Here is a 20,299-nt window from a genome sequence, read left to right as displayed (position 1 = left end):
AGCCACATTCCCGGAGCGTTTCAAGCCTTAGTCGCGCTTCTCCACCGCCTCATTGCACACGCAGCCGATCGACCGGCTCCGCCTCGATGTCGTCGATGCCGGGATCGTCGGGGATCGGCGGCACGACGGCCGTGGCTTGCGGGCCGCCATTGCGCGCGGGCGCCGAGAAGACGGGGCGCGGCTCGACGGCGACCGGGGTTGCCCGCTCGGGCTGGCGCGGCGCCTCGTCCGGAACGGACGTCCGGGTCGCTGCCGTACCGGCCGCTGTGGGCTCGATCGCCTCGATCACGAGCGGCTCCGGCTCCTCCTCGGCGACGACCAGGTCGATCGCCGGGCGCTGGTCGTCGGCGAGCGCCGCCGTCGGGGTGCGCCATTCGAACGCATCGAGCCGGCCGGTGATCGGCGAGACCGGCGCCCAGGCAGGGAAGACGTAGCCGTCGGCGGTCCATTGCGGATCGCGCGGGGCGCGGACGGCGCGCGACAGCCATTCGCGCACATGGCCGCGATTGCCGTCCGGGCCTTCCTCGATCTCGGCCATTAGCAGGCAGAAGCGCTCGGTGCGGTCCTTCTCGTCGATGGCGGCGAGCTCGCGGCGGGCGAGCTCCCAGTCGCGCGCGTCGATGCTAGCGCGGGCGACGGCGAGGTGGCTCTCGACATGGCCGGGGCGCAGCGAGGCGAGGCGCTGGGCCCGCTTCAGTCGGTCCTGCGCCGAATCGCCGGCGCGCACATTGCCATAGGCTTCGGCGAGCTCGGGATGTGGCGCCTGCTTCCAGGAGGTCTCAAGGACGCGGACGGCGCGCTTGACGTCGCCATGGCGGGTGAAGAGCCGCGCCGCGAGCGTTGCCGCCGGCACGAGATCCGGCCGCAGCTTGGCGGCCTCCTGCGCGGCGGCGCGCGATTCCTCCGGATTGGAGAGTTCGAGCTCGAGCCCGCGCGCCGTCAAAAGCACGGCGCGCAGCCGGTGCGCGGTGGCGCGATCGATCAGCTTGGCGTGCAGGTTGGCGCCGAGCGTCGTCAGCGCCGCCGACCATTCGCCATGCGCCGCCTGGTCGTCGAACAGGGCCGTGCCGGCCCAGCCGAGGCTCGGCGCCGCCTTGGCGGCTTCCTCGGCATAGTGGCGCGCCGCCTCGCGCTCGCCGCTCCGCTGCGCCTCGACATAGAGCCCGCGCAGGCCGAGCAGGCGGGTTTCCGGCTCGTCCAGCATGGTCTCGAAGGCGCTGCGCGCGCCGGCGCTGTCGCCGGAGAGCTGCGCCGTCTGCGCCGCGAGCAGCAGCGTCAGCGGCTCGCCCCGCAGGATCTTCTGCGCCTCGCCCGAGAAGCGCTTGGCGCGCTTCAGGTCGCCGGCGCCGATCGCGATCATGCCGCGCGACAGCGCCCGGTAGCCGCGATCGCGCTTGCGGCCCGAGAGCCAGCCGCCGAACAGGCGCGGCGCGCGCACGGCGGCGAGGATCAGCCACAGCACGAAGGCGAGCACGATGAACAGCACGGCCATCGCGACGGCGGCGACCATCAGGCTGGTCGTGTAGTCGTAGCCCTGCCAGGTCAGCGCGATCTCGCCGGGCCGGTCGGCAAGCCAGGCGAATCCGGCCGCGGCGGCGAAGACCAGGGCGACATAGACGAGAATGCGGATCATCGTCGCTCCGTCAGTTCGAAGGGCTGGCGGCGGGAAGGCCGGCGAGGGCGGTGTCGATGGTGATGCGGCGGGAGGCCTTGTCGGCCCAGTCCGAGAGAGGCGCGCGGGCGATCGCGTCGAGCGCCTCGCCCTCGCGCAAGGTTTCGGCCAGATTGCCTGCTTTCACGGCGGCTTCCATGCGCGAGACGATCGCCGTCGCCGAGTTGCCCGCCATCGGGCCGGTCGGCTTGACCGAGACGAGCGAGCCGGCCGAGGCGGCGAGCCGGTCGATCAGGCTGGCGCCGGGATCGACCTTGGCGGCGGCGACGCGGATCTGCTCCGCCACCGCCGGGAAAGCGGCGGCGAGCTCCGCCTTCGACGGCGTGCCTGCGCCGGCGATCGGCGCCAGCGCGTCGAGCGAGGCATTCTTGTCGCCAAGCGCCGCGACGGCGGAGAGTTCGTCGGTGAAGGGGCCGGAGCCGCTCGCCGCCTGGCGCAGCGCCGTGACGGCGATGACGCGGGCGGCGGCTTCCGTCTTGGGATCGGCCGGCGGGTGCTGCTCGACCGTGTCGAGCCGCGTCGTCAGCGCGTCGAGGCGCGATTGCAGCGGCGTCAGATCGACGGGCGCGGCCTCGGCGGGCGCCGGGCGCGATTCGAGCGCCGCGAGCCGGCTTTCGAGCGGGGAGAGATCGACGGCAGCCGCCGGCGCAGAGACGGCGGGGGCCGCGGCCGGTTGGCTCGCCGCCTGCTTCAGCGCCGCGACTTCCTTTTCGAGATCGGCGAGGCGGGCGGGATCGACGCCGGGCTTGGCGGGCGCGCGGTCGACGGCCTCGATCCGGTCCAGTCGCGCCGAGACGGCGGCGAAGCGCGAATCGAGGCTGGCGGTGGCGACCGGGTCGCCGCCCGTCGAGCTGGAAAGGAGGGCGACCAGCAGGCCGCCGATGACGCCGCCGCCGAGCGCGGCGATTGCCGGCACGAGGAAGCGCGCGAGCGCGGGATTGGAAGGCGGGGTCGCGTCGGCGGTCTCGGTTCCGGTCACGCCGGCCTCCGGTTCGTAAGCGGGCTTTGTCGCCTCAGGGCTGGCCTCGGCAGCGAGGGCATCCGGACGCGGCGTGCGCGATTCGGCCTCGAGATCGATCGTCACCGGCGGGCGCTTGCGGCGCTGTCCGGACGTTGCTTCTGCCGGATGGAAGGTGTTGTCTTCGGCCATGTCACCTCGATCTCGTCGGTCGTTCGCGACCAGTATAGACGATTGCGTTAACGGACGCCTGAAGGGGATGTTCCCACGCTTCCCGGCAGCAGCGCCAGCAGGGCGTCGTCGGTGGGCTTTTCCGCGATGCGGATCGCGCCGAAGCGCAGGTTTCCGGCGCGAAGGGCAGCCGCGACGTTCTCCGACAGCGCATAGACCGTCAGTCCGTCGAGGCGGGCCGGCGGGTCGAGCGCGGCGAGGCAACGGACAAGCGCCGTCGCCGTTCGCGGCGAATAGAGGAGGATGCCGTCGATTCGGCCCTCCCGGAGCGATGTGGCGACCGAATCGGGCAGGCTCGCCGCCGGATCCATGCGGTAGGCTTCCACAAGCGCCAGTTCGTAGCCGGCTTCCGTCAGCGTCTCCGTCCAGTTGCCGGCGCGGTCGACGGCCGCCGGATAGAGCAGCGTTCCGGCCGTGGGCGCCAGCGTTGCCATGGTCAGCTCGGCCAGCGCGACGCCGTCGCCATCGGCGGAGCGGACATCGGCGAACCCCGCCTCGCGCGCCGCTTCCGCCGTGCGGTCGCCGACGGCGAGCACGGGAAGCGCGAACCAGCCGATGGGCACCGGCCAGCGCATCAGCGCGCGCAGGCCGTTCAGGCTGGTCAGCAGGATCGCGGCCGGATCGATCGCCGGCAGCGGCGGGTCGAGGAAGACGGTCTGAAGCATCGGCGCGATCACCGGCTCGTGGCCGAGAACGCGCAGGCGTTCGGCGGTGCGCGTCGCCTCAAGCTCGGGCCGGGTGACGAGCAGCCGCATGGCGCCTCAGGGGCTCGCGAAGAAGGTCTTGCCGCCGCGACCGATCAGCTCGTCCGCCGCCGCCGTGCCGAGTGTCTCGGCGTCGGCGACCGGCGCGGTCATGCGGGTTTCCTCGGCCTGGCGGCCGTCCGGCGACAGCACGATGCCGCGGAACAGCAGTTCGTCGCCCTCGAGCGTCGCCAGCCCGCCGATCGGCGTGCGGCAGGAGCCATCGAGCCGGGTCAGGAAGGCGCGCTCGGCGCGGAGCGCGATCTCGGTGGCGGGATCGTTGATCTTGGCAAGCAGCGAACGAACGCGCTCGTCATCGGCGCGGCCCTCGACGGCGACAGCGCCCTGGCCGACGGCCGGCAGGAAATCGTCGAGCTCGAGGATCGCCGTCGCATGGTCGGCGAGGCCGACGCGGCGAAGGCCGGCCAGCGCCAGCAGCGTACCGTGCGCGACTCCGCTTTCGAGCTTGGCGAGGCGGGTCTGCACATTGCCGCGAAACTCGACGACGACGAGATCCGGCCGGAGGCGAAGCGCCATGGCGCGACGGCGCAGCGACGAGGTGCCGAGCAGTGCGCCTTGTGGCAGGTCACGGATCGACCCCGCGACCGGCGACAGGAAGACGTCGCGGACGTCCTCGCGCGGCAGGAAGGCGATCAGCGTCAGTCCGTCGGGCAGAAAGGTCGGCACGTCCTTCGACGAATGCACGGCGATGTCGATCTCGCCGCGAAAAAGCGCTTCCTCGAGCTCCTTGGTGAACAGGCCCTTGCCGCCGGCTTCCGACAGCGAGCGATCCTGGATCCGGTCACCCGAGGTCTTGATGGCGACGATCTCCATCGTGGCCTCGTCGACGCCATGGGCGATGGCGAGACGGGCGCGCGTCTCCTGCGCTTGGGCGAGCGCCAGCGGGCTGCCGCGCGTGCCGATGCGGAGGAGGGGGATCGAAGCGGTGGATTGCACGGGATCGGGTCCGGATGTTAGGGCCTGTCGGGTCCATGCCCGTCAGGGCTGAATTCGGCGCCAGTCTAGTCACGACGCGCCCATCCGCAAGCAAGCCGCGAAACGCGCGGCGAAAGGCCCCGGTGGTGAGTTCTTCCGTTCTGGTTCTCGGCATTGAAACGAGCTGCGATGAAACGGCGGCCTCCGTCGTCTCGCGCGACGCCGAGGGGCGCGGCACGATCCTCTCCAATGTCGTGCTGTCGCAGATCGAGGATCACGCGGCCTTTGGCGGCGTGGTGCCGGAGATTGCCGCCCGCGCGCATGTCGAGGCGCTCGATCGGATCGTCGAGGGCGCGATGGAGGAGGCCGGGGTCTCCTTCGCCGATCTCGACGCCGTCGCCGCGACGGCCGGTCCCGGCCTGATCGGCGGTGTCATCGTCGGGCTGACGACGGCGAAGGCCCTCGCGCTCGCCGCCGGCAAGCCGCTCGTCGCCGTCAACCATCTCGAAGGCCATGCGCTGACGGCGCGGCTCACCGACGGCATCGCCTTTCCCTATCTGCTGCTCCTCGTCTCCGGCGGCCACACCCAGATCCTGCTGGTGCGCGGCGTCGGCCAGTACGAGCGCTGGGGCACCACCATCGACGACGCGCTCGGCGAAGCCTTCGACAAGACGGCGAAGCTGCTCGGTCTGCCCTATCCGGGCGGCCCGGCGGTCGAGCGCGCCGCCGCGCGCGGCAATCCCGACCGCTTCGCGCTGCCGCGGCCGATGTTCGGCCGCCCCGGCGCCGATTTCTCCTTCTCCGGCCTGAAGACGGCGCTCCGGACCGAGGCGCAGGCGATCGCGCCGCTGTCGGACGCGGATGTCGACGATCTCTGCGCCGCCTTCCAGCGCACGGTGACGCTGGTAGTGCGCGATCGCATCGGCCACGCGCTCGACCGGTTCCGGGAAGAGTTCCCTGAAATCGCCGATCCGGTTCTGGTCGTCGCCGGCGGCGTTGCCGCCAACAAGGCGCTGCGCGCCGGGCTCGACGCCGAAATGGTGGCGCGCGGCTTCCGGCTGATCGCGCCGCCGCTGGCGCTCTGCACCGACAATGGCGCGATGATCGCCTGGGCCGGCGCCGAGAGGCTGGCGCTCGGCCTCGTCGACGATCTCGCCGCGCCGGCCCGCCCGCGCTGGCCGCTCGACCAGCTGGCAGCGCCGATGCTCGGCTCCGGCCACAAGGGAGCGAAGGCGTGAGCGTCATCCGCAAGAACAAGGTCGTGCTCTACGCGACCTGGCGCGGAAAGCTGCTCGTCTTCCGCGAGCCGGATTTCCCCGAATACGGCATCCAGGTGCCCGGCGGCACGATGGAAGCGGGCGAGACGCCGGTCGAGGCGGCCCGGCGCGAATTTATGGAAGAGACCGGGCTGACGGCGCCTGATGTCATGACGCTGTTGGGCGAGCGGGAGTATCGCTATGTCCCGCCGGGTGGCCCGGAGCGGCAGCATCGGCGCTGGTTCTTCCATTTGCCGCTCGAGGGCGAGTTCGCCGAGACCTGGGAACAGATGGAAATGCATCCGGACGCCGGCGGCCCGCCGATCCGCTTCGCGCTTTATTGGCTCGATCTGCCGATTGGCGAGGCGCTGTTCGGCGAACTGGATGCGATGCTTGATTCCCTGCCCGTGCTGGAGACCGCGTCATGACGATCGACCACATCGCCGTCGTCGGCGCCGGCGCCTGGGGCACCGCGCTGGCGCTCGCCGCGCATAGGGCCGGCCGCAAGGTCACGCTCTGGGGCCGCAACGCCGCCGCGATCGCCGCGGCGCGGGAAAATGCCGCCCATCTGCCCGGCGTGCATCTGCCCGAGGCCTTCTCCGTCACCGAGCGGATCGAGGCGGTGCTTTCCGCCGACGCCATCCTGCTGGCGACGCCGGCGCAGACGGTGCGCGAGGTTGCCGGCCATCTCGAGGCCATCCGCGAGGACACGCCGGTCGTGCTCTGCGCCAAGGGGCTGGAGCGCGGCAGCGCCAAGCGGATGACCGAGGTATTGGCCGAGGCGTTGCCGCCGGCCGCTCCCGCCGTCCTCTCCGGTCCGAGCTTCGCCGTCGATGTGGCGCGCGGCCTGCCGACCGCCGTCACCATCGCCGCGACCGATCTGCGGCTTGCGATGGCGCTCTGCCAGGCGCTCGGCTCGGTCAGTTTCCGCCCCTATGCCGAGACCGACATGCTCGGCGTCGAGATCGGCGGCGCCTTCAAGAACGTGCTGGCGATCGCCGCCGGCATCGTCGCCGGCCGCGAACTCGGCGCCAGCGCCAGCGCCGCCGTCGTCGCGCGCGGCTTCGCCGAGCTCCGCCGTCTCGGCGAGGCGATGGGCGCGCTGCCGGAAACGCTGATGGGGCTTTCCGGCCTCGGCGACCTCGTGCTCACCTGCTCGTCGACGCAATCGCGCAACTTCGCCTATGGCCATGCGCTCGGCAGCGGCGCCGCACTGCCGCCGGCCTTGGCCGAAGGCGCGGTGACGGCCCCGGTGGCGCGCGATCTCGCCCGCCGCCTCGGCGTGCCGATGCCGATCACCGAGGCGGTCGCCGCTATCCTCGACGGCGCGCTGTCGATCGACGCCGCCGCCGAGGCGCTGATGCTGCGCCCGCTGAAGCGCGAGGCCGACTGACGCGCCTCAGAGCGCGAGGCGGAGCGGCTTGCCGGGTTCTAGGCTGAGGAGACGATCGGCGATGCCGAGCGCCTGGAAGGCCTGGGCGAGATCGGCGGCGTTTTCCTTGAAATGCGCCCAGCCATCCGTGTGCACGGCGACGATCTTCGCCGCCGGAAAGGCATGCGCCGTCTCGATCACGTCGTTGCTGTCCATCGTCACGTGGAACTTGCCGCGCGGCTCGGCCGAGCCGGCGAAGGCGACGATCAGTTTGGGCGCGAAACGCCGCGCGACCTCGGCGACGCCCTCGTACCAGACCGTGTCGCCGGTGACGTAGATCGCGTCGCCGGGCTGGTCGCGGCCGAGCAGGAAGCCGATGACGTCGCCCGAGATCGGCTCGAACCCGGCCGGCCCGTGCCGCGCCGGCGCCGCCGTGACGAACAGGCGACCGGCCCCGGTCTGAAGCGTCGTCGTCTCGAAGGGCTCCAGCCCCTGGGCGTTGCCGCCGAGCCGCGCCGCGCCGACCTTCGTGATGAAGGTGGTGCCGGCGGTGCCGAGAAAGGCGCGGCCGGCATGGTCGAGATTGTCGAAGTGCTGGTCGTGGCTGAGCAGCACGGCATCGACCGCGCCGATCGCCTCGGCCGAGAGTGCCGGGCCCTTGGTCTTTTCGAGATGCACGGCGCCGGCGTAGTGGCCGGGCGCGTCGAAGGTCGGATCGGTCAGCAGGCGAAGGCCGCCGGTCTCGATCAGCAGGGTCGGACCGCCAACGAGCGTCAGCGTGGTTTCGGGCGTGCTCATCCATGCCTCCATTCGACAATGCGCGGTCGGGCCGCGTTCGTTAGAGAGATAGGCGCTCGTGGCGCTGCGAGAAATTCGCTAATCTTTCGCCATGGCTGAGCGTTTTCGCACAGAGGTGGATTGGGAGGACGCGCGCTACTTCGCGGCGCTCGCCCGCCATGGCAGCCTGTCGGCCGCCGCGCGGGCGCTGGCGGTCAACCACGCCACCGTCGCCCGTCGCGTCGCCGGCTTGGAAAAGGTGATCGGCGCCCGGCTGATCGAGCGGCGGCCGACCGGCTACGAGCTGACCGCCGCCGGCCGCGACGCGCTGCAGGCGATCGCCGCGATGGAGACGGCCGCCCGCTCCCTGGCACGGCACGGCGAGGCGGAAGCGCCGGCCGGACTGGTCCGGATCACGGCGACGCCGGGCCTCGCCGATGCCTATCTCCTTCCCCGCCTCGCGCTGTTCCGCGGCGAGCATCCGGCGATCGACATCGAGATGATCGCCGATCGCCGCCTGGTCAGCCTTGCCCGCCGCGAGGCCGATCTCGCCCTGCGCCTCGGCCGGCCGACGGACAGCGAATTGATCGCCCGGCAGGTCGCGACGCTCGGCTTCGGCTTCTATGCCAGCGCCGAATGGGCGGCGCGGATCGCCGCCGGCGCCGAGCCGGATCTGGTCGGCTTCGACGAGGCGAGCGCGCATCTGCCGGAGGCGGTCTGGCTGTCGCGCCGGTTTCCCGGTCGCGGTCTGGCGTTCCGCACCAACAGCCAGCTGACGCAGGCCGGCGCCGCGCGGGCGGGGTTCGGCGTGGCGCTGCTGCCGCATTTCCTCGCCGGCCCGGATCCGGCGCTGGTCCCCGTCGATATCGAGGGAACGCCGCCGCTGCGCGAGCTCTGGCTGCTCGCCCGCCGCGAGAGCGCGACGCCGGCGCCGGTGCGCCTCGTCCGCGACGCGCTGGTGGCGCTGTTCAAGCGCGAGGCGGCTCTGTTTCGCGGCAATGGCGCGGGCTGATCCGTGAGGCGTCGATGCCTATATCCAAAGGCGTCGACGCCTTTCCCCTTCCGCGCGCGCCGCCGCTCTTTACGCGCGTCGGCGCGCCGCCTAACGTGCCGCCGCTATTCCGGAACCGCTCCGCTGAACGGTTCCAATTCTTGTTCGATCGCGTTTTCATTCGGCGAACCCATTCCCTTCGCCCGAAAACGCTCCAGGAGGGTTTCATGCATTTCGTTGCCATTCTCACCGACAAGGATGACGGCCTGCCGGTCCGTCTCGAGAACCGCCCCGCCCATATCGAGTGGCTGAAGGAAACCGGCATCGCCATCGCCGGCCCGTTCCTGAACGAGAGCGGCGACATGTGCGGTTCGCTGCTGATCCTCGAGGCCGAGGACGAGGCCGCCGCCCGCGCCGTCTTCGCCACCGACCCCTATGCCAAGGCCGGCCTGTTCAAGGAAACGGTGGTTCGCCCCTGGCGCTGGGCCGTCGGCAAGCCGGCCTGATCGGCCGCGCCAGCCTCTCTTCCTGATCTCGACCCGGAGCGTCCCATGGCCTACTGGCTCTTCAAGTCCGAACCCGATGTCTTCTCCTTCGACGATCTGAAGAAGAAGGGAGCCGCAGGCCAGGAATGGGACGGGGTCCGCAACTACCAGGCGCGCAACAACATGCGCGCCATGCAGCTCGGCGATCGCGGCTTCTTCTACCATTCCAACATCGGCAAGGAGATCGTCGGGATCGTCGAGGTGGCGAAGCTGGCCCATCCCGATTCCACCGACGACAGCGGCCGCTGGGAATGCGTCGATCTCCGCGCCGTCCGCGATCTGCCAAAGCCCTATTCGCTGGAGACGGCCAAGGCCGAGCCGCGGCTCGAGGGCATGGCGCTGGTCGGTAATTCGCGCCTCTCCGTGCAGCCGGTGACGGAGCGGGAGTGGAAGCTCATCCTGGAACTCGGCGGGCTCGACCCGGCCGCGATCTGAGCCCGGCTTGATCGCCGACCCGGCGGGTTTCGTCCGCGAGCAGACCCGGCTTTCGCCGGTCGCCTTCGTGCCGGAAATCCGCCTGCACCAGGCCGACGAGGCAACGGCGCTCTGGCACCTGACCGAGGCGACGCTCGACCAGGCTGATCTGCCGCCGCCGTTCTGGGCCTTCGCCTGGGCCGGCGGGCAGGGGCTGGCGCGCTACATCCTCGACCATCCCGAAACCGTGCGCGGCAAGCGCGTGCTCGATTTCGCCTCCGGCTCCGGGCTGGTGGCGATCGCGGCGGCGCTGGCGGGCGCGGCGGATGTCGAGGCCGTCGACATCGATCCCTTCGCGGTGGCGTCGATCGGCCTGAACGCGGCGGCGAACGGCGTGGCCGTCTCCGCTCGCCGCGTCGATCTCATCGGCGCAGCGCTCGACGACTGCGAAGTGCTCCTGGCCGGCGACGTCTTCTACGATCGCGGTTTCGCCGCCGGGCTGCTGCCATGGCTTGAGAGACTCGCGGCGGGCGGCATGACCGTCATCGCCGGCGACCCCGACCGCGCCTATGCGCCGGCCACGGGCCGGCGCGATCTCGCCCGATATGAGGTGCCGGTTCATCCCGCGCTGGAGGACGCCACGATGAAGCGGGTCAGCGTGCTGCAACTCGGCTTTTGCGAAGCGCTCTAGTCTGCCTTGCCCGGCCGCCCGGGATTCGCATAATGCGCGCCGGTATCACGGCGCACCGCTTCGCGCGGCGCTGCCAGGGAGGGAAGACTATGGAAGACAAGATCTATCCGGTCTCGGAGGACTGGGCGAAGCGCGCGCAGATCGACGAGCCGACCTATCGCGCCCTGTATGAGCGCTCGGTCGCGGATCCGGATGGCTTCTGGGCCGACGAGGCCAGGCGGATCGACTGGATCAAGCCGTTCACCAAGGTGAAGAACACCTCGTTCGCGCCGGACAACGTCTCGATAAAGTGGTTCGAGGACGGCGTTCTCAACGTCTCGGCCAATTGTGTCGACCGGCATCTCGCCAAGCGCGCCGACCAGGTGGCGATCCTCTGGGAGGGGGATGATCCCTCGGAGAGCCGCTCGATCACCTATCGCGAGCTCTCCGAGCAGGTGAACGTCTTCGCCAACGTGCTCAAGGAGATGGGCGCCAAGAAGGGCGACCGGATCACCATCTACATGCCGATGATCCCGGAGACGGCCTTCGCGATGCTCGCCTGCACGCGCATCGGCGCCGTGCATTCGGTCGTCTTCGGCGGCTTCTCGCCCGACAGCCTCGCCGGACGCATCCAGGATTGCGGCTCGAAGCTCGTCATCACCGCCGACGAGGGCCTGCGCGCCGGCAAGAAGATCCCGCTGAAGGCCAATGTCGACGCCGCGCTCGCCAAGATCGCCGACGACGTGAAGACCCTGGTCGTGCAGCGCACCTTCGCCGATATCCCGATGCGGAACGGCCGCGACGCCTTCTACAGCGATCTGGCCAAGACGGTGCCGCAGCATTGCGATCCCGAGCCGATGGGCGCCGAGGATCCGCTGTTCATCCTCTACACGTCGGGTTCGACCGGCAAGCCGAAGGGCGTGCTGCACACCACCGGCGGCTACCTGGTCTATGCCTCGCTGACGCACAGCAAGGTGTTCGACTATCAGGACGGCGACATCTACTGGTGCACCGCCGATGTCGGCTGGGTCACCGGCCATTCCTACATCGTCTACGGCCCGCTTTCGAACGGCGCCACGACGCTGATGTTCGAAGGCGTGCCGAGCTATCCGACCAATTCCCGCTTCTGGGAGGTGATCGACAAGCACAAGGTCAACATCTTCTACACGGCGCCGACGGCGATCCGCGCGCTGATGCAGGCCGGCGACGCGCCGGTGAAGAAGACCTCGCGCGCCTCGCTCCGCCTGCTCGGTTCGGTCGGCGAGCCGATCAATCCGGAAGCGTGGGAGTGGTATCACCGCGTCGTCGGCGACGATCGCTGCCCGATCGTCGACACCTGGTGGCAGACCGAGACCGGCGGCATCCTGATCACGCCGCTGCCGGGCGCGATCGCGCAGAAGCCGGGCTCGGCGACGCTGCCCTTCTTCGGCGTCCAGCCGGCGATCGTCGACGGCGAAGGCAAGGTGCTGGAGGGCGTCGCCGAGGGCAATCTGATCCTCACCGATTCCTGGCCCGGCCAGATGCGCACCGTCTATGGCGACCACGAGCGCTTCGTGCAGACCTATTTCTCGACCTACAAGAACGCCTACTTCACCGGCGACGGCTGCCGGCGCGACGCCGACGGCTATTACTGGATCACCGGCCGCGTCGACGACGTGCTGAACGTCTCCGGCCATCGCATGGGCACGGCCGAGGTCGAGAGCGCGCTGGTCGCGCATGAGCATGTCTCGGAAGCGGCCGTCGTCGGTTATCCGCACGACATCAAGGGGCAGGGCATCTACGCCTATGTCACGCTGATGGCGGGCGTGCAGCCGAGCGACGAGCTGCGCAAGGCGCTGGTCGGCTGGGTGCGGATGGAGATCGGCCCGATCGCCTCGCCGGACCTGATCCAGTTCGCGCCGGGCCTGCCGAAGACGCGCTCCGGCAAGATCATGCGCCGTATCCTGCGCAAGATCGCCGAGGGCGAATTCGGCAATCTCGGCGACACCTCGACACTGGCCGACCCGGCCGTCGTCGACGACCTCGTCGCCAACCGCCAGAACAAGCGGTAGTTCCAAAATCATCCGCCGGTCCACTGGGGCCGGCGGATCCCTATGGCGAGTGTGTGGAAGCCTCAGTGGCAAAGCGGCGGGGTCGTCGCCGCATCCGTGCTCCAGCCGTCGAGCCAAGCCTCAGAGGTTCGACAGTCGCCCATCCGGACTGGCACGACGCGAGCCACACCCTCGCCGTCATCCCGGGCTTGACCCGGGATCCATCCATCCGCTGCCTCACCCGGAATCGCTTCGCTGCAAGCCCGTCATCGCGCCAAAGGCTCAGGCCATGGCAGCATGGATCCCGGATCTTCGCTTCGCTGCGTCCGGGATGACGGCGAGTGTGTGGGAGCCTCAGTGGCAAGGCGGCGGAGGCGCATCCGCATCCGTGCCCCAGCCGTCGAGCCAGGCCTCGGTCTCGTCGAGGGTCAAATGCAACCCGTCCTCGCGAAAGGCGCTGAGCGAGGCCAACGCTTCCGCCTTGAAGGCCTGACGCGCCTCCTCGCGATCGAGATATTCCTCGATCGCCTCGTGCAGCATGACATCCGGATCGAGACGACGCGTCTCGGCCAGCGCCTTCAGGCGCGCCTCGACATCAGGATCCAGCTTGACTGACAACGTCATGGCATTCCCGATCACGTCGATTGCCGAGCGAGGCTAGCACAGGAAGACGGGCTCGTCGCCGCCTCAGAAATCGCTGGCGATGCCCTTGTTTTCCCAGTCGCCGTAGCGGACTGGTTCGGGGCCGGAGCGGCCGAGGATCTCGCGCGGGCGCTTCGTCGCGGCGTCGATCTCGGCGCGGCGGGCCTCGGCCTCGGCGAGAGCGCGCTGCGCGGCTTCGCTCAGGGGACGCGGGGCGGGGGCGGGTGCTTCGTTGGTCATGGGCCTCGGGGTGGCTGTACCGGAAAGGGCTGATTCCGGCGGGATTGGCCATGCGGCGGAAGGGAGCTGCAACAGGGCCGCAACTTGCAGGTCGACCTGCATCTTCCCATCATATAGGTCGATCCCGCACGGTGCTGCAATGTAGGCGCCGCGCGCCACCCGGAGCTGGAGTGACCGATGAACGTGATGCGTACTGCCATGCTGATTGCGGCCCTTACCGCCATCTTCATGGGAGTCGGCTACCTGATCGGCGGTTCGAGCGGCATGATGATCGCTTTCGTCATCGCCGCCGGCATGAACGTGTTCAGCTACTGGAACTCCGACAGGATGGTGCTGTCGATGTACGGCGCCCACGAGGTCGACGAACGCAGCGCGCCGGAGTACTACGGCATCGTCCGCGATTTGGCGCAGCGCGCCGGTCTTCCCATGCCGAAGGTCTATGTCATCGATTCCGCCCAGCCCAACGCCTTCGCGACCGGCCGCAATCCGCAGAACGCCGCCGTCGCCGCGTCGACCGGCCTGCTGCAGGCCCTGACCCGCGACGAGATCGCCGGCGTGATGGCGCATGAGCTGGCGCATGTGAAGAACCACGACACGCTGACCATGACGATCACCGCGACGCTTGCCGGCGCGATCTCGATGCTGGCGAATTTCGCCTTCTTCTTCGGCGGCAGCCACAACCGCGAGAACAACAACCCGCTCGGCATCATCGGCGTGATCGCCGCCGCCATCGTGGCGCCGCTCGCCGCCATGCTGGTGCAGATGGCGGTGAGCCGGACGCGCGAATATTCGGCCGATCGCCTCGGCGCCGAGATCTGCGGCCAGCCGCGCGCTCTGGCGAGCGCCCTTGCCAAGATCGCGCGCGGGGCGCACGAGATCCCCAACGAGGCGGCCGAGGCCAATCCGGCCTCCGCCCATCTCTTCATCATCAATCCCCTATCCGGGCAGCGTATGGACAATCTCTTCTCGACACATCCGGACACCGAGAACCGGATCGCGGCCCTGATGGCGATGGAGGCCGAATTCGGCGGCCGTCGCGGCGGCGGCGGTTCGGCCCCGGGCCGGCCCAAGGCCAATGTGAGCCTGCCGGGCGGCTTCCGTTCGGCGCGTCCCTCCGCCGGCGCCGCCCCCCGGGGCCCGTGGGGTGGTTCGGGCTCCAATGGTTCCTCCGGCCGGGGGCCGTGGGGTTGAGCAAGAAGACAACGCCGTCCGGCGCCCGTCCTTCCCGCCACGCGCCGCGCGCGCCCCGCCTCGCACCCGGTGTCGCCGCCCGCATGGCCGCCACCACGGCGCTGATGGCCGTGCTCGCCGAGCATCGCCCGCTCGACAGCGCCATCGACGCGACCGACGGCCCCTTTGAGACGCTGGACCCGCGCGAGCGCGGGCTGGCGCGCGCCATTCTCGGCATCGCGCTGCGCCGGCGCGGCCAGATCGACGACGCGCTCGGCCGCTTCCTCGACAAGGCGCTGCCGCGCAAGTCGGGCCCGCTGCCCGCCATCCTGCATGTCGCCGCCGCGCAGATCCTGTTCATGGACGTGCCGGACCATGCCGCCGTCTCGATCGCCGTTGAGACCGCAGAGGCCGATCGCGACGCGCGCCATTTCAAGGGCCTGGTCAACGCGGTGCTGCGCCGGCTGACCGAGCAGCGCGACGCCATCCTGGCGTCGCAGGATGAGGTTCGCCTCAACGTGCCGGACTGGCTGTATGAGCGTTGGGTCGCCGACTATGGCGCCGCCACCACGGCGGAGATCGCCGCGGCCCATCTGCTGGAGCCGTCGCTCGACCTGACCGTCAAGTCGGACCCCGAGGGCTGGGCCGAGAAGCTCGGCGGCATCGTTCTTCCGACCGGCAGCGTCCGCCTCATCCCGCATGGGCCGATCGACGCCTTGCCGGGCTTCGCCGAGGGCCAGTGGTGGGTGCAGGACGCCGCCGCCGCGCTGCCGGCGAAGCTGCTCGGCAATGTCGACGGCCTCGACGTCGCCGATCTCTGCGCCGCGCCCGGCGGCAAGACGGCGCAGCTGGCGCTTGCCGGCGCCAAGGTGATGGCGGTCGACATCTCCGAGCCGCGCCTGCAGCGGGTGCGTGAGAATCTCTCGCGGCTGCAGCTGCAGATCGGCACGATCGCCGCCGATGTCGAAACCTGGCAGCCGGGGCGGCTTTTCGACGCCATCCTGCTCGACGCGCCCTGTTCGGCGACCGGCACGATCCGCCGCCATCCCGACGTCGCCGTGCTGAAACGGCCCGCCGACATCAAGGCGCTGGCGAATATCCAGATGTCGCTGCTGGCGCGGGCAACCTCCATGCTGCGCTCGGGCGGCATCCTGGTCTACTGCACCTGCTCGCTGGAGCGGGTCGAGGGCGAGGATCAGGTGGCGCTCGCCCTGGCGAGCCTGCCGCTGGCGCTGGAGCCGATCCGGCCGGAGGAGGTCGGAGGCCTCGAGGCGATCTGCCGCGACGGCTTCCTGAGGACGCTGCCCTCCGACCTGCCGAACGGGGAGCCGCGCCTCTCCGGCCTCGACGGCTTCTTCGCCGCGCGCTTCCGGCGGTTCTAGAGGCGGGGCCGTCGAAGCAACCTATCGTTGGCCGGCATGGCGGCGACACGCGAAATCCGAGCGCTCCATCCCTTTTCCCTTGGGATGGAGCGGGGTCCAGCCCGCCGGAAACGGTTTCCATTTGAATCAAGGCGCAATTAGATGGGGCGCAAGGCTGGCGGACTGATTCGTTCGCCGCGTCGCATCGACAGCTCAGAAGACAATCAGCGGCAGATGAAGGAGCGAGAGGGTATGGCGTTCGGAGCAGGATCCGGTCGGGGTCGGCTCGTCCGCTTCGCACTCGCCTCCGCCTGGCGACGCGCGCGCTATGCGTTCCATGCGAGCCCGCTCTATCGCTGGAAGTATTACGGCCAGGTGCCGGAGCGGCTGCTGATCGCGCCGACCGATCTCCGCACCGCCGATCCCACCATCGCCAACGACATCTATGCCGGCCGCTTCGTCTTCGCCGGCGAGGTGGTCGACGTCGCCGGCTTCTCGGTGTTCGAGATCGAGGCGCCGTCGCGCGCCTGGGCCGAGCGGCTGCATTCCTTCGGCTGGCTGCGGCATCTGCGCGCCTCCGACCTCGCCGTGTCGCGCTCGAATGCGCGGGCGCTGGTCGACGAATGGATCCGCTTCCAGAAGAACCACGACCGCGCGGCGCGCGATCCGGACGTGACGGCGCGGCGGATCCTGTCCTGGCTGGCGCAGACGCCGCTGGTGCTCGAAGGCTGTGACCACGGCTTCTATCGCCGCTTCATGCGCTCGCTGACCCGGCAGGTGCGGCATCTCCGGCGCGTCGCGCGCGATGTCCAGCCGGGTCTGCCGCGCCTCCGCGTCATGATGGCGCTGGCGGCGGCGGGACTGTCGCTCTCCGACCAGCCCCGCATGGTGCGCCAGGTCTCGCGCTGGCTCGATCAGGAGCTGCAGAGGCAGATCCTGCCGGATGGCGGCCATGTCGGCCGCAATCCCGGCACCGTGCTGGAAATCCTCGTCGACCTGCTGCCGCTCCGCCAGGCCTATACTGCGCGCGGCCAGCAGCCGTCCGCCGTGCTGCTCGGCGCTATCGACCGGATGATGCCGATGCTGCGCTTCTTCCGGCACGGCGACGGCTCCTTCGCCCGCTTCAACGGCATGGGCGAGACGCAGCTCGGCCTGCTCGCCACCGTGCTCGCCTATGACGATGCGCGCGGCTCGGCCGGCCGCAACGCGCCCTTCGTCGGCTATCAGCGCCTCGAGGCCGGCGACACGGTGATCCTGATGGATACCGGCGCGCCGCCGCCGCCCGCGCTGTCGCTCGACGCGCATGCCGGCTGCCTCTCCTTCGAAATGAGCGTCGGCCGCCAGCCGCTGATCGTCAATTGCGGCGTGCCGGGTCCGGGCGCGGCCGCCCTGCGCCGGATGGCGCGCACCACGGCGGCGCATTCGACCGTGACGCTGAACGATTCCTCCTCCTGCCGCTTCCTCTCCGGCGGCTTCCTGGCCGACCGGCTGGGCGAGGCGATCGTCTGGGGCCCCGGCCGGGTCGACGTCGCCCGCGAGGAAGATCGCGGCCAGACGACGGTGACCGCCACCCATGACGGCTACGTCTCCCGCTTCGGCATCCGCCATCAGCGTCGCATCGTGCTGTCGCCCTATGGCGATCGCGTCGACGGCGTCGATGCGTTCACCAGCGTGGCGCGCGGCGGCCGCGACGCCTTCGCCATCCGCTTCCACCTGCATCCCGCCATCAGCGCCGAGCGCATCGGCAATGGCGAGGCGGTGCTGCTGGGACTGCCGGACGGCTCGGCCTGGGAATTCGGCGCGCCGGGGCTGGAGGTCGTCTGGGAGGAGAGCATACGCCTCTCCGACATCCGCGGCAGCCGCCGCACCGGGCAGATCGTCGTCTATGGCCGTGCCCTGAACCAGGCCGAGGTGCACTGGTACCTGCATTGCGTCGTCGAGCCGGGCGGACATCCGCGCTATCACGACGAGCCGGAAGACGATCTGCCGCTCGGGGCGTGAAGCGGGCTGCATCGCGCGGAAAATCGTGCTATCGCGCGGGCCTCATCGACAAACCCCCGCGAGGATGCCATGGCCGTACCGCCGTCAAAGGTCGCCCTTCCCGAACTCGTTCCGATGAAGCGCGCGCTCTTTTCGGTCTCCGATTCCACCGGCCTGATCGACTTCGCCCGGGCGCTGCATGAGCGCGGCGTCGCGCTCGTCGCCACCGGATCGACCTGCAAGGCGCTGCTTGATGCCGGATTGCCCGCGACCAACGTCGCCGACGTCATCGGCTTCCCGGAGATCCTCGGCGGCCGGGTCAAGACGCTGCATCCGAAGATCCATGGCGGCCTGCTCGGCATCCGCAACGATCCCCAGCACGCGGCCGAGATGGAAGAGCACGGCATCGAGGGTTTTGATCTCGTCGCCGTCAACCTCTACCCGTTCGAGAAGACGATCGCTTCGACCGAGGACTACGCCACCGCCGTCGAGAACATCGACATTGGCGGCCCGGCCATGACGCGCGCCGCAGCCAAGAACCATGGCTTCGTCTCGATCGTCGTCGACCCGGCCGACTACGCCTCGGTGCTGGAGACGCTCGACGCCAATGCCGGCTCGACCCCGCTCGCCTTCCGCAAGCGCCTCGCCGCCAAGGCCTTTGCCCGCACGGCGGCTTACGACGCGGCCGTTTCCGGCTGGTTTGCCCGCGTGCTGGAAGAGCCGGCGCCGGCCTGGCGCTCGTTCGGCGGTTCGTTGCGCGAGATCATGCGCTACGGCGAGAACCCGCATCAGCAGGCGGCTTTCTACGCCTCCGGCGAAATCCGCCCCGGCGTCTCGACGGCGAAGCAGCTGCAGGGCAAGCAGCTCTCCTACAACAACATCAACGACACCGACGCGGCGTTCGAGCTGGTCGCCGAGTTCGATCCGGCCGAGACGGCGGCCGTCGCCATCATCAAGCACGCCAATCCCTGCGGCGTGGCCACCGGCGCGACGCTCGCCGAGGCCTATGACAAGGCGCTGCGCTGCGATCCGGTTTCGGCCTTCGGCGGCATCGTCGCGCTGAACCGCACGCTCGATGCCGAGGCGGCGAAGAAGATCGTCGAGATCTTCACCGAGGTGATCATCGCCCCGGATGCGACGGACGAGGCAGTGGCGATCGTCGCCGCCAAGAAGAACCTCCGCCTGCTCGTCACCGGTGGCCTGCCGGATCCGGCGGCGAAGGGCACGACGGTCAAGACGGTGGCGGGCGGCCTCTTGGTGCAGGACCGCGACGCCGGCCGCGTCCAGAAGTCGGATCTGAAGGTCGTGACCAAGCGCGCGCCCTCTGACGCCGAGCTCGACGATCTCCTCTTCGCCTTCCGCGTCGCCAAGCACGTCAAGTCGAACGCCATCGTCTATGTGAAGGACGGCGCCACGGTCGGCGTCGGCGCCGGCCAGATGAGCCGCGTCGATAGCTCGACCATCGCCGCCAAGAAGGCGGCCGACGCCGCCCGCACCGCCGGTCTGCCGGAAACTTTGGCCAAGGGTTCTGTCGTCGCCTCCGACGCGTTCTTCCCCTTCGCCGACGGTCTTCTGGCCGCGGCCGAGGCCGGCGCGACGGCGATCATCCAGCCGGGCGGCTCGATGCGCGACGACGAGGTGATCGCCGCCGCCGACGAAGCCGGCCTCGCCATGGTCTTCACCGGCATGCGCCACTTCCGCCACTGAGCGGACGCTTGGTGAGAGACGCGGCCGTGGAGGCCGCGTCTCAACGCTAAAGAGAAGTAGCTCAACTAACGGCTTCTCTGGGCTTTTTGCCAAGTTTCAGGCGGCACGCCATCGCCGTTTCAGCGCCTCTGCCTTACTGCCCGGGTGGCGCTTTCCGGTGTTGATTTCCGAAATGCGGCCACCGTTTACATCATAGAAAGCTGCGATCCTGCTTTGCAGCCAGCCTTCCATCAGCTTCAGGTGTACTTCTACTGCTTCTTCGAAAGTCAGCTCGTGAGACGGGGCTCCGAACAGGTCTCGCATGAAGTGTCCTTTCGCTTGCGAGCGGACATCAAGCTTGACCACGTGCATAATTTGACTCACAAAGAGCCGCTAGAAATGCTCATGTCCCGCCGCTTGATGCTCAAAATCATTGCGGGGCCTGAAATTTGGAGCCATCTCGGGTGCAACCGAGATGGCTTTTCTATTTCGGGTGCCTAATTGCCTTTGCCCGACTACATGCCGCCAAGTCAAGCGTCCCCCGATCTTTGTTCCCCTTTTGATCTTTGGTCGACTGAATAGCCGTTATTTATCAATCGGTTACGGCGCGGCGTATCATTGTTTA

20 protein-coding genes are annotated in these 20,299 nt (G+C 69.6%); 12 read left to right on the top strand and 8 right to left on the bottom strand.

From position 1 onward, the window contains the following. Positions 1–49 precede the first annotated feature (49 nt). The 4 genes from AC6HZP_RS24150 to hemC are packed head-to-tail and all read right to left on the bottom strand — an operon-like array spanning position 50 to position 4,561. A complete protein-coding gene (locus AC6HZP_RS24150) occupies positions 50–1,633 on the bottom strand; it encodes a heme biosynthesis protein HemY (RefSeq protein ID WP_497524889.1) in 1,584 nt (527 codons plus the stop codon). A 10-nt stretch (positions 1,634–1,643) separates the two neighbouring features. Continuing rightward, positions 1,644–2,822 (bottom strand): COG4223 family protein, encoded by a 1,179-nt coding sequence (locus tag AC6HZP_RS24145; protein ID WP_497524888.1) that lies wholly within the window; start codon positions 2,820–2,822, stop codon positions 1,644–1,646. 47 nt (positions 2,823–2,869) lie between these two features. Then, complete coding sequence (locus AC6HZP_RS24140; RefSeq protein ID WP_497524887.1) at positions 2,870–3,616, bottom strand: uroporphyrinogen-III synthase; 747 nt, start codon at positions 3,614–3,616, stop codon at positions 2,870–2,872. 6 nt (positions 3,617–3,622) lie between these two features. Continuing rightward, the gene (gene hemC / locus AC6HZP_RS24135) at positions 3,623–4,561 is read right to left on the bottom strand and encodes a hydroxymethylbilane synthase (RefSeq protein WP_497524886.1); all 939 of its coding nucleotides are present in this window, start codon (positions 4,559–4,561) and stop codon (positions 3,623–3,625) included. 125 nt (positions 4,562–4,686) lie between these two features. Between hemC and tsaD the strand changes: the two genes are divergently transcribed. Genes tsaD through AC6HZP_RS24120 form a run of 3 tightly spaced genes read left to right on the top strand, consistent with a single transcriptional unit; the run spans position 4,687 to position 7,189 of the window. Beyond that, on the top strand, positions 4,687–5,778 hold the full coding sequence (gene tsaD / locus AC6HZP_RS24130) for a tRNA (adenosine(37)-N6)-threonylcarbamoyltransferase complex transferase subunit TsaD (protein ID WP_497524885.1): 1,092 nt from the start codon (positions 4,687–4,689) through the stop codon (positions 5,776–5,778). Then, positions 5,775–6,224, top strand: coding sequence for an NUDIX hydrolase (locus tag AC6HZP_RS24125; protein ID WP_497524884.1), 450 nt, complete (start codon positions 5,775–5,777; stop codon positions 6,222–6,224). The genes tsaD and AC6HZP_RS24125 overlap by 4 nt, the downstream gene beginning before the upstream one ends. Continuing rightward, a complete protein-coding gene (locus AC6HZP_RS24120) occupies positions 6,221–7,189 on the top strand; it encodes an NAD(P)H-dependent glycerol-3-phosphate dehydrogenase (RefSeq protein ID WP_497524883.1) in 969 nt (322 codons plus the stop codon). Before AC6HZP_RS24125 ends, AC6HZP_RS24120 begins: the two co-directional genes overlap by 4 nt. Positions 7,190–7,195: 6 nt before the next feature. Here AC6HZP_RS24120 and AC6HZP_RS24115 read toward each other — a convergent pair whose 3' ends face one another. Further along, the gene (locus AC6HZP_RS24115; protein ID WP_497524882.1) at positions 7,196–7,966 is read right to left on the bottom strand and encodes an MBL fold metallo-hydrolase; all 771 of its coding nucleotides are present in this window, start codon (positions 7,964–7,966) and stop codon (positions 7,196–7,198) included. A 91-nt stretch (positions 7,967–8,057) separates the two neighbouring features. Here AC6HZP_RS24115 and AC6HZP_RS24110 point away from each other — a divergent pair, with 91 nt between their 5' ends. From AC6HZP_RS24110 to acs, 5 genes are all read left to right on the top strand, one after another. Beyond that, a complete protein-coding gene (locus AC6HZP_RS24110) occupies positions 8,058–8,957 on the top strand; it encodes a LysR family transcriptional regulator (RefSeq protein WP_497524881.1) in 900 nt (299 codons plus the stop codon). A gap of 206 nt (positions 8,958–9,163) precedes the next feature. Beyond that, positions 9,164–9,442, top strand: a complete 279-nt coding sequence (locus AC6HZP_RS24105) for a YciI family protein (protein WP_201401442.1) — start codon at positions 9,164–9,166, stop codon at positions 9,440–9,442. Between the two features lie 45 nt (positions 9,443–9,487). Then, complete coding sequence (locus tag AC6HZP_RS24100) at positions 9,488–9,916, top strand: EVE domain-containing protein (RefSeq protein WP_201401441.1); 429 nt, start codon at positions 9,488–9,490, stop codon at positions 9,914–9,916. A gap of 7 nt (positions 9,917–9,923) precedes the next feature. Next, the gene (locus AC6HZP_RS24095; protein WP_497524880.1) at positions 9,924–10,586 is read left to right on the top strand and encodes a class I SAM-dependent methyltransferase; all 663 of its coding nucleotides are present in this window, start codon (positions 9,924–9,926) and stop codon (positions 10,584–10,586) included. Positions 10,587–10,675: 89 nt separating this feature from the next. Beyond that, positions 10,676–12,616: an acetate--CoA ligase gene (gene acs, locus AC6HZP_RS24090; RefSeq protein WP_497524879.1), complete on the top strand. Its 1,941-nt coding sequence runs from the start codon at positions 10,676–10,678 to the stop codon at positions 12,614–12,616. 333 nt (positions 12,617–12,949) lie between these two features. Here the strand turns inward: acs and AC6HZP_RS24085 are convergent, their stop codons facing one another. Next, positions 12,950–13,219 (bottom strand): CopG family ribbon-helix-helix protein, encoded by a 270-nt coding sequence (locus tag AC6HZP_RS24085; RefSeq protein WP_497524878.1) that lies wholly within the window; start codon positions 13,217–13,219, stop codon positions 12,950–12,952. 63 nt (positions 13,220–13,282) lie between these two features. After that, on the bottom strand, positions 13,283–13,477 hold the full coding sequence (locus AC6HZP_RS24080) for a DUF1674 domain-containing protein (protein ID WP_497524877.1): 195 nt from the start codon (positions 13,475–13,477) through the stop codon (positions 13,283–13,285). A gap of 177 nt (positions 13,478–13,654) precedes the next feature. On the opposite strand from AC6HZP_RS24080, the gene htpX reads away from it, so the two are divergent. The 4 genes from htpX (at position 13,655) to purH (ending at position 19,695) form a co-directional block, all read left to right on the top strand. Continuing rightward, a complete protein-coding gene (gene htpX / locus AC6HZP_RS24075; RefSeq protein ID WP_201401436.1) occupies positions 13,655–14,668 on the top strand; it encodes a zinc metalloprotease HtpX in 1,014 nt (337 codons plus the stop codon). An 83-nt stretch (positions 14,669–14,751) separates the two neighbouring features. Next, positions 14,752–16,029, top strand: a complete 1,278-nt coding sequence (locus AC6HZP_RS24070; RefSeq protein ID WP_497526849.1) for an RsmB/NOP family class I SAM-dependent RNA methyltransferase — start codon at positions 14,752–14,754, stop codon at positions 16,027–16,029. 231 nt (positions 16,030–16,260) lie between these two features. Further along, positions 16,261–18,009 carry a heparinase II/III family protein gene (locus AC6HZP_RS24065; RefSeq protein ID WP_497524876.1) on the top strand — a complete coding sequence of 583 codons (1,749 nt, stop codon included), beginning with the start codon at positions 16,261–16,263 and terminating at the stop codon, positions 18,007–18,009. A 69-nt stretch (positions 18,010–18,078) separates the two neighbouring features. Next, positions 18,079–19,695, top strand: a complete 1,617-nt coding sequence (purH, locus tag AC6HZP_RS24060) for a bifunctional phosphoribosylaminoimidazolecarboxamide formyltransferase/IMP cyclohydrolase (RefSeq protein WP_497524875.1) — start codon at positions 18,079–18,081, stop codon at positions 19,693–19,695. 96 nt (positions 19,696–19,791) lie between these two features. On the opposite strand, the gene AC6HZP_RS24055 is transcribed toward purH, so the two are convergent. Continuing rightward, on the bottom strand, positions 19,792–20,046 hold the full coding sequence (locus tag AC6HZP_RS24055; protein WP_497524874.1) for a hypothetical protein: 255 nt from the start codon (positions 20,044–20,046) through the stop codon (positions 19,792–19,794). Positions 20,047–20,299: the final 253 nt, after the last annotated feature.

It is taken from the genome of Kaistia sp. SLG-1 (assembly GCF_059699055.1).
Note: the sequence above shows the minus strand (reverse complement) of the source record. Positions and strands in the feature narration are given on the sequence as shown.

What these genes read in the sequence shown, in the direction of transcription:
- AC6HZP_RS24145 (WP_497524888.1), bottom strand. Translation starts at nt 2,822, where the DNA reads ATGGCCGAAGACAACACCTTCCATCCGGCAGAAGCAACGTCCGGACAG.
- AC6HZP_RS24105 (WP_201401442.1), top strand. Translation starts at nt 9,164, where the DNA reads ATGCATTTCGTTGCCATTCTCACCGACAAGGATGACGGCCTGCCGGTC.
- AC6HZP_RS24100 (WP_201401441.1), top strand. Translation starts at nt 9,488, where the DNA reads ATGGCCTACTGGCTCTTCAAGTCCGAACCCGATGTCTTCTCCTTCGAC.
- AC6HZP_RS24150 (WP_497524889.1), bottom strand. Translation starts at nt 1,633, where the DNA reads ATGATCCGCATTCTCGTCTATGTCGCCCTGGTCTTCGCCGCCGCGGCC.
- acs (WP_497524879.1), top strand. Translation starts at nt 10,676, where the DNA reads ATGGAAGACAAGATCTATCCGGTCTCGGAGGACTGGGCGAAGCGCGCG.
- AC6HZP_RS24080 (WP_497524877.1), bottom strand. Translation starts at nt 13,477, where the DNA reads ATGACCAACGAAGCACCCGCCCCCGCCCCGCGTCCCCTGAGCGAAGCC.
- AC6HZP_RS24140 (WP_497524887.1), bottom strand. Translation starts at nt 3,616, where the DNA reads ATGCGGCTGCTCGTCACCCGGCCCGAGCTTGAGGCGACGCGCACCGCC.
- AC6HZP_RS24115 (WP_497524882.1), bottom strand. Translation starts at nt 7,966, where the DNA reads ATGAGCACGCCCGAAACCACGCTGACGCTCGTTGGCGGTCCGACCCTG.
- htpX (WP_201401436.1), top strand. Translation starts at nt 13,655, where the DNA reads ATGAACGTGATGCGTACTGCCATGCTGATTGCGGCCCTTACCGCCATC.
- AC6HZP_RS24110 (WP_497524881.1), top strand. Translation starts at nt 8,058, where the DNA reads ATGGCTGAGCGTTTTCGCACAGAGGTGGATTGGGAGGACGCGCGCTAC.
- AC6HZP_RS24070 (WP_497526849.1), top strand. Translation starts at nt 14,752, where the DNA reads ATGGCCGCCACCACGGCGCTGATGGCCGTGCTCGCCGAGCATCGCCCG.
- purH (WP_497524875.1), top strand. Translation starts at nt 18,079, where the DNA reads ATGGCCGTACCGCCGTCAAAGGTCGCCCTTCCCGAACTCGTTCCGATG.
- AC6HZP_RS24065 (WP_497524876.1), top strand. Translation starts at nt 16,261, where the DNA reads ATGGCGTTCGGAGCAGGATCCGGTCGGGGTCGGCTCGTCCGCTTCGCA.
- AC6HZP_RS24055 (WP_497524874.1), bottom strand. Translation starts at nt 20,046, where the DNA reads ATGCACGTGGTCAAGCTTGATGTCCGCTCGCAAGCGAAAGGACACTTC.
- AC6HZP_RS24120 (WP_497524883.1), top strand. Translation starts at nt 6,221, where the DNA reads ATGACGATCGACCACATCGCCGTCGTCGGCGCCGGCGCCTGGGGCACC.
- AC6HZP_RS24085 (WP_497524878.1), bottom strand. Translation starts at nt 13,219, where the DNA reads ATGACGTTGTCAGTCAAGCTGGATCCTGATGTCGAGGCGCGCCTGAAG.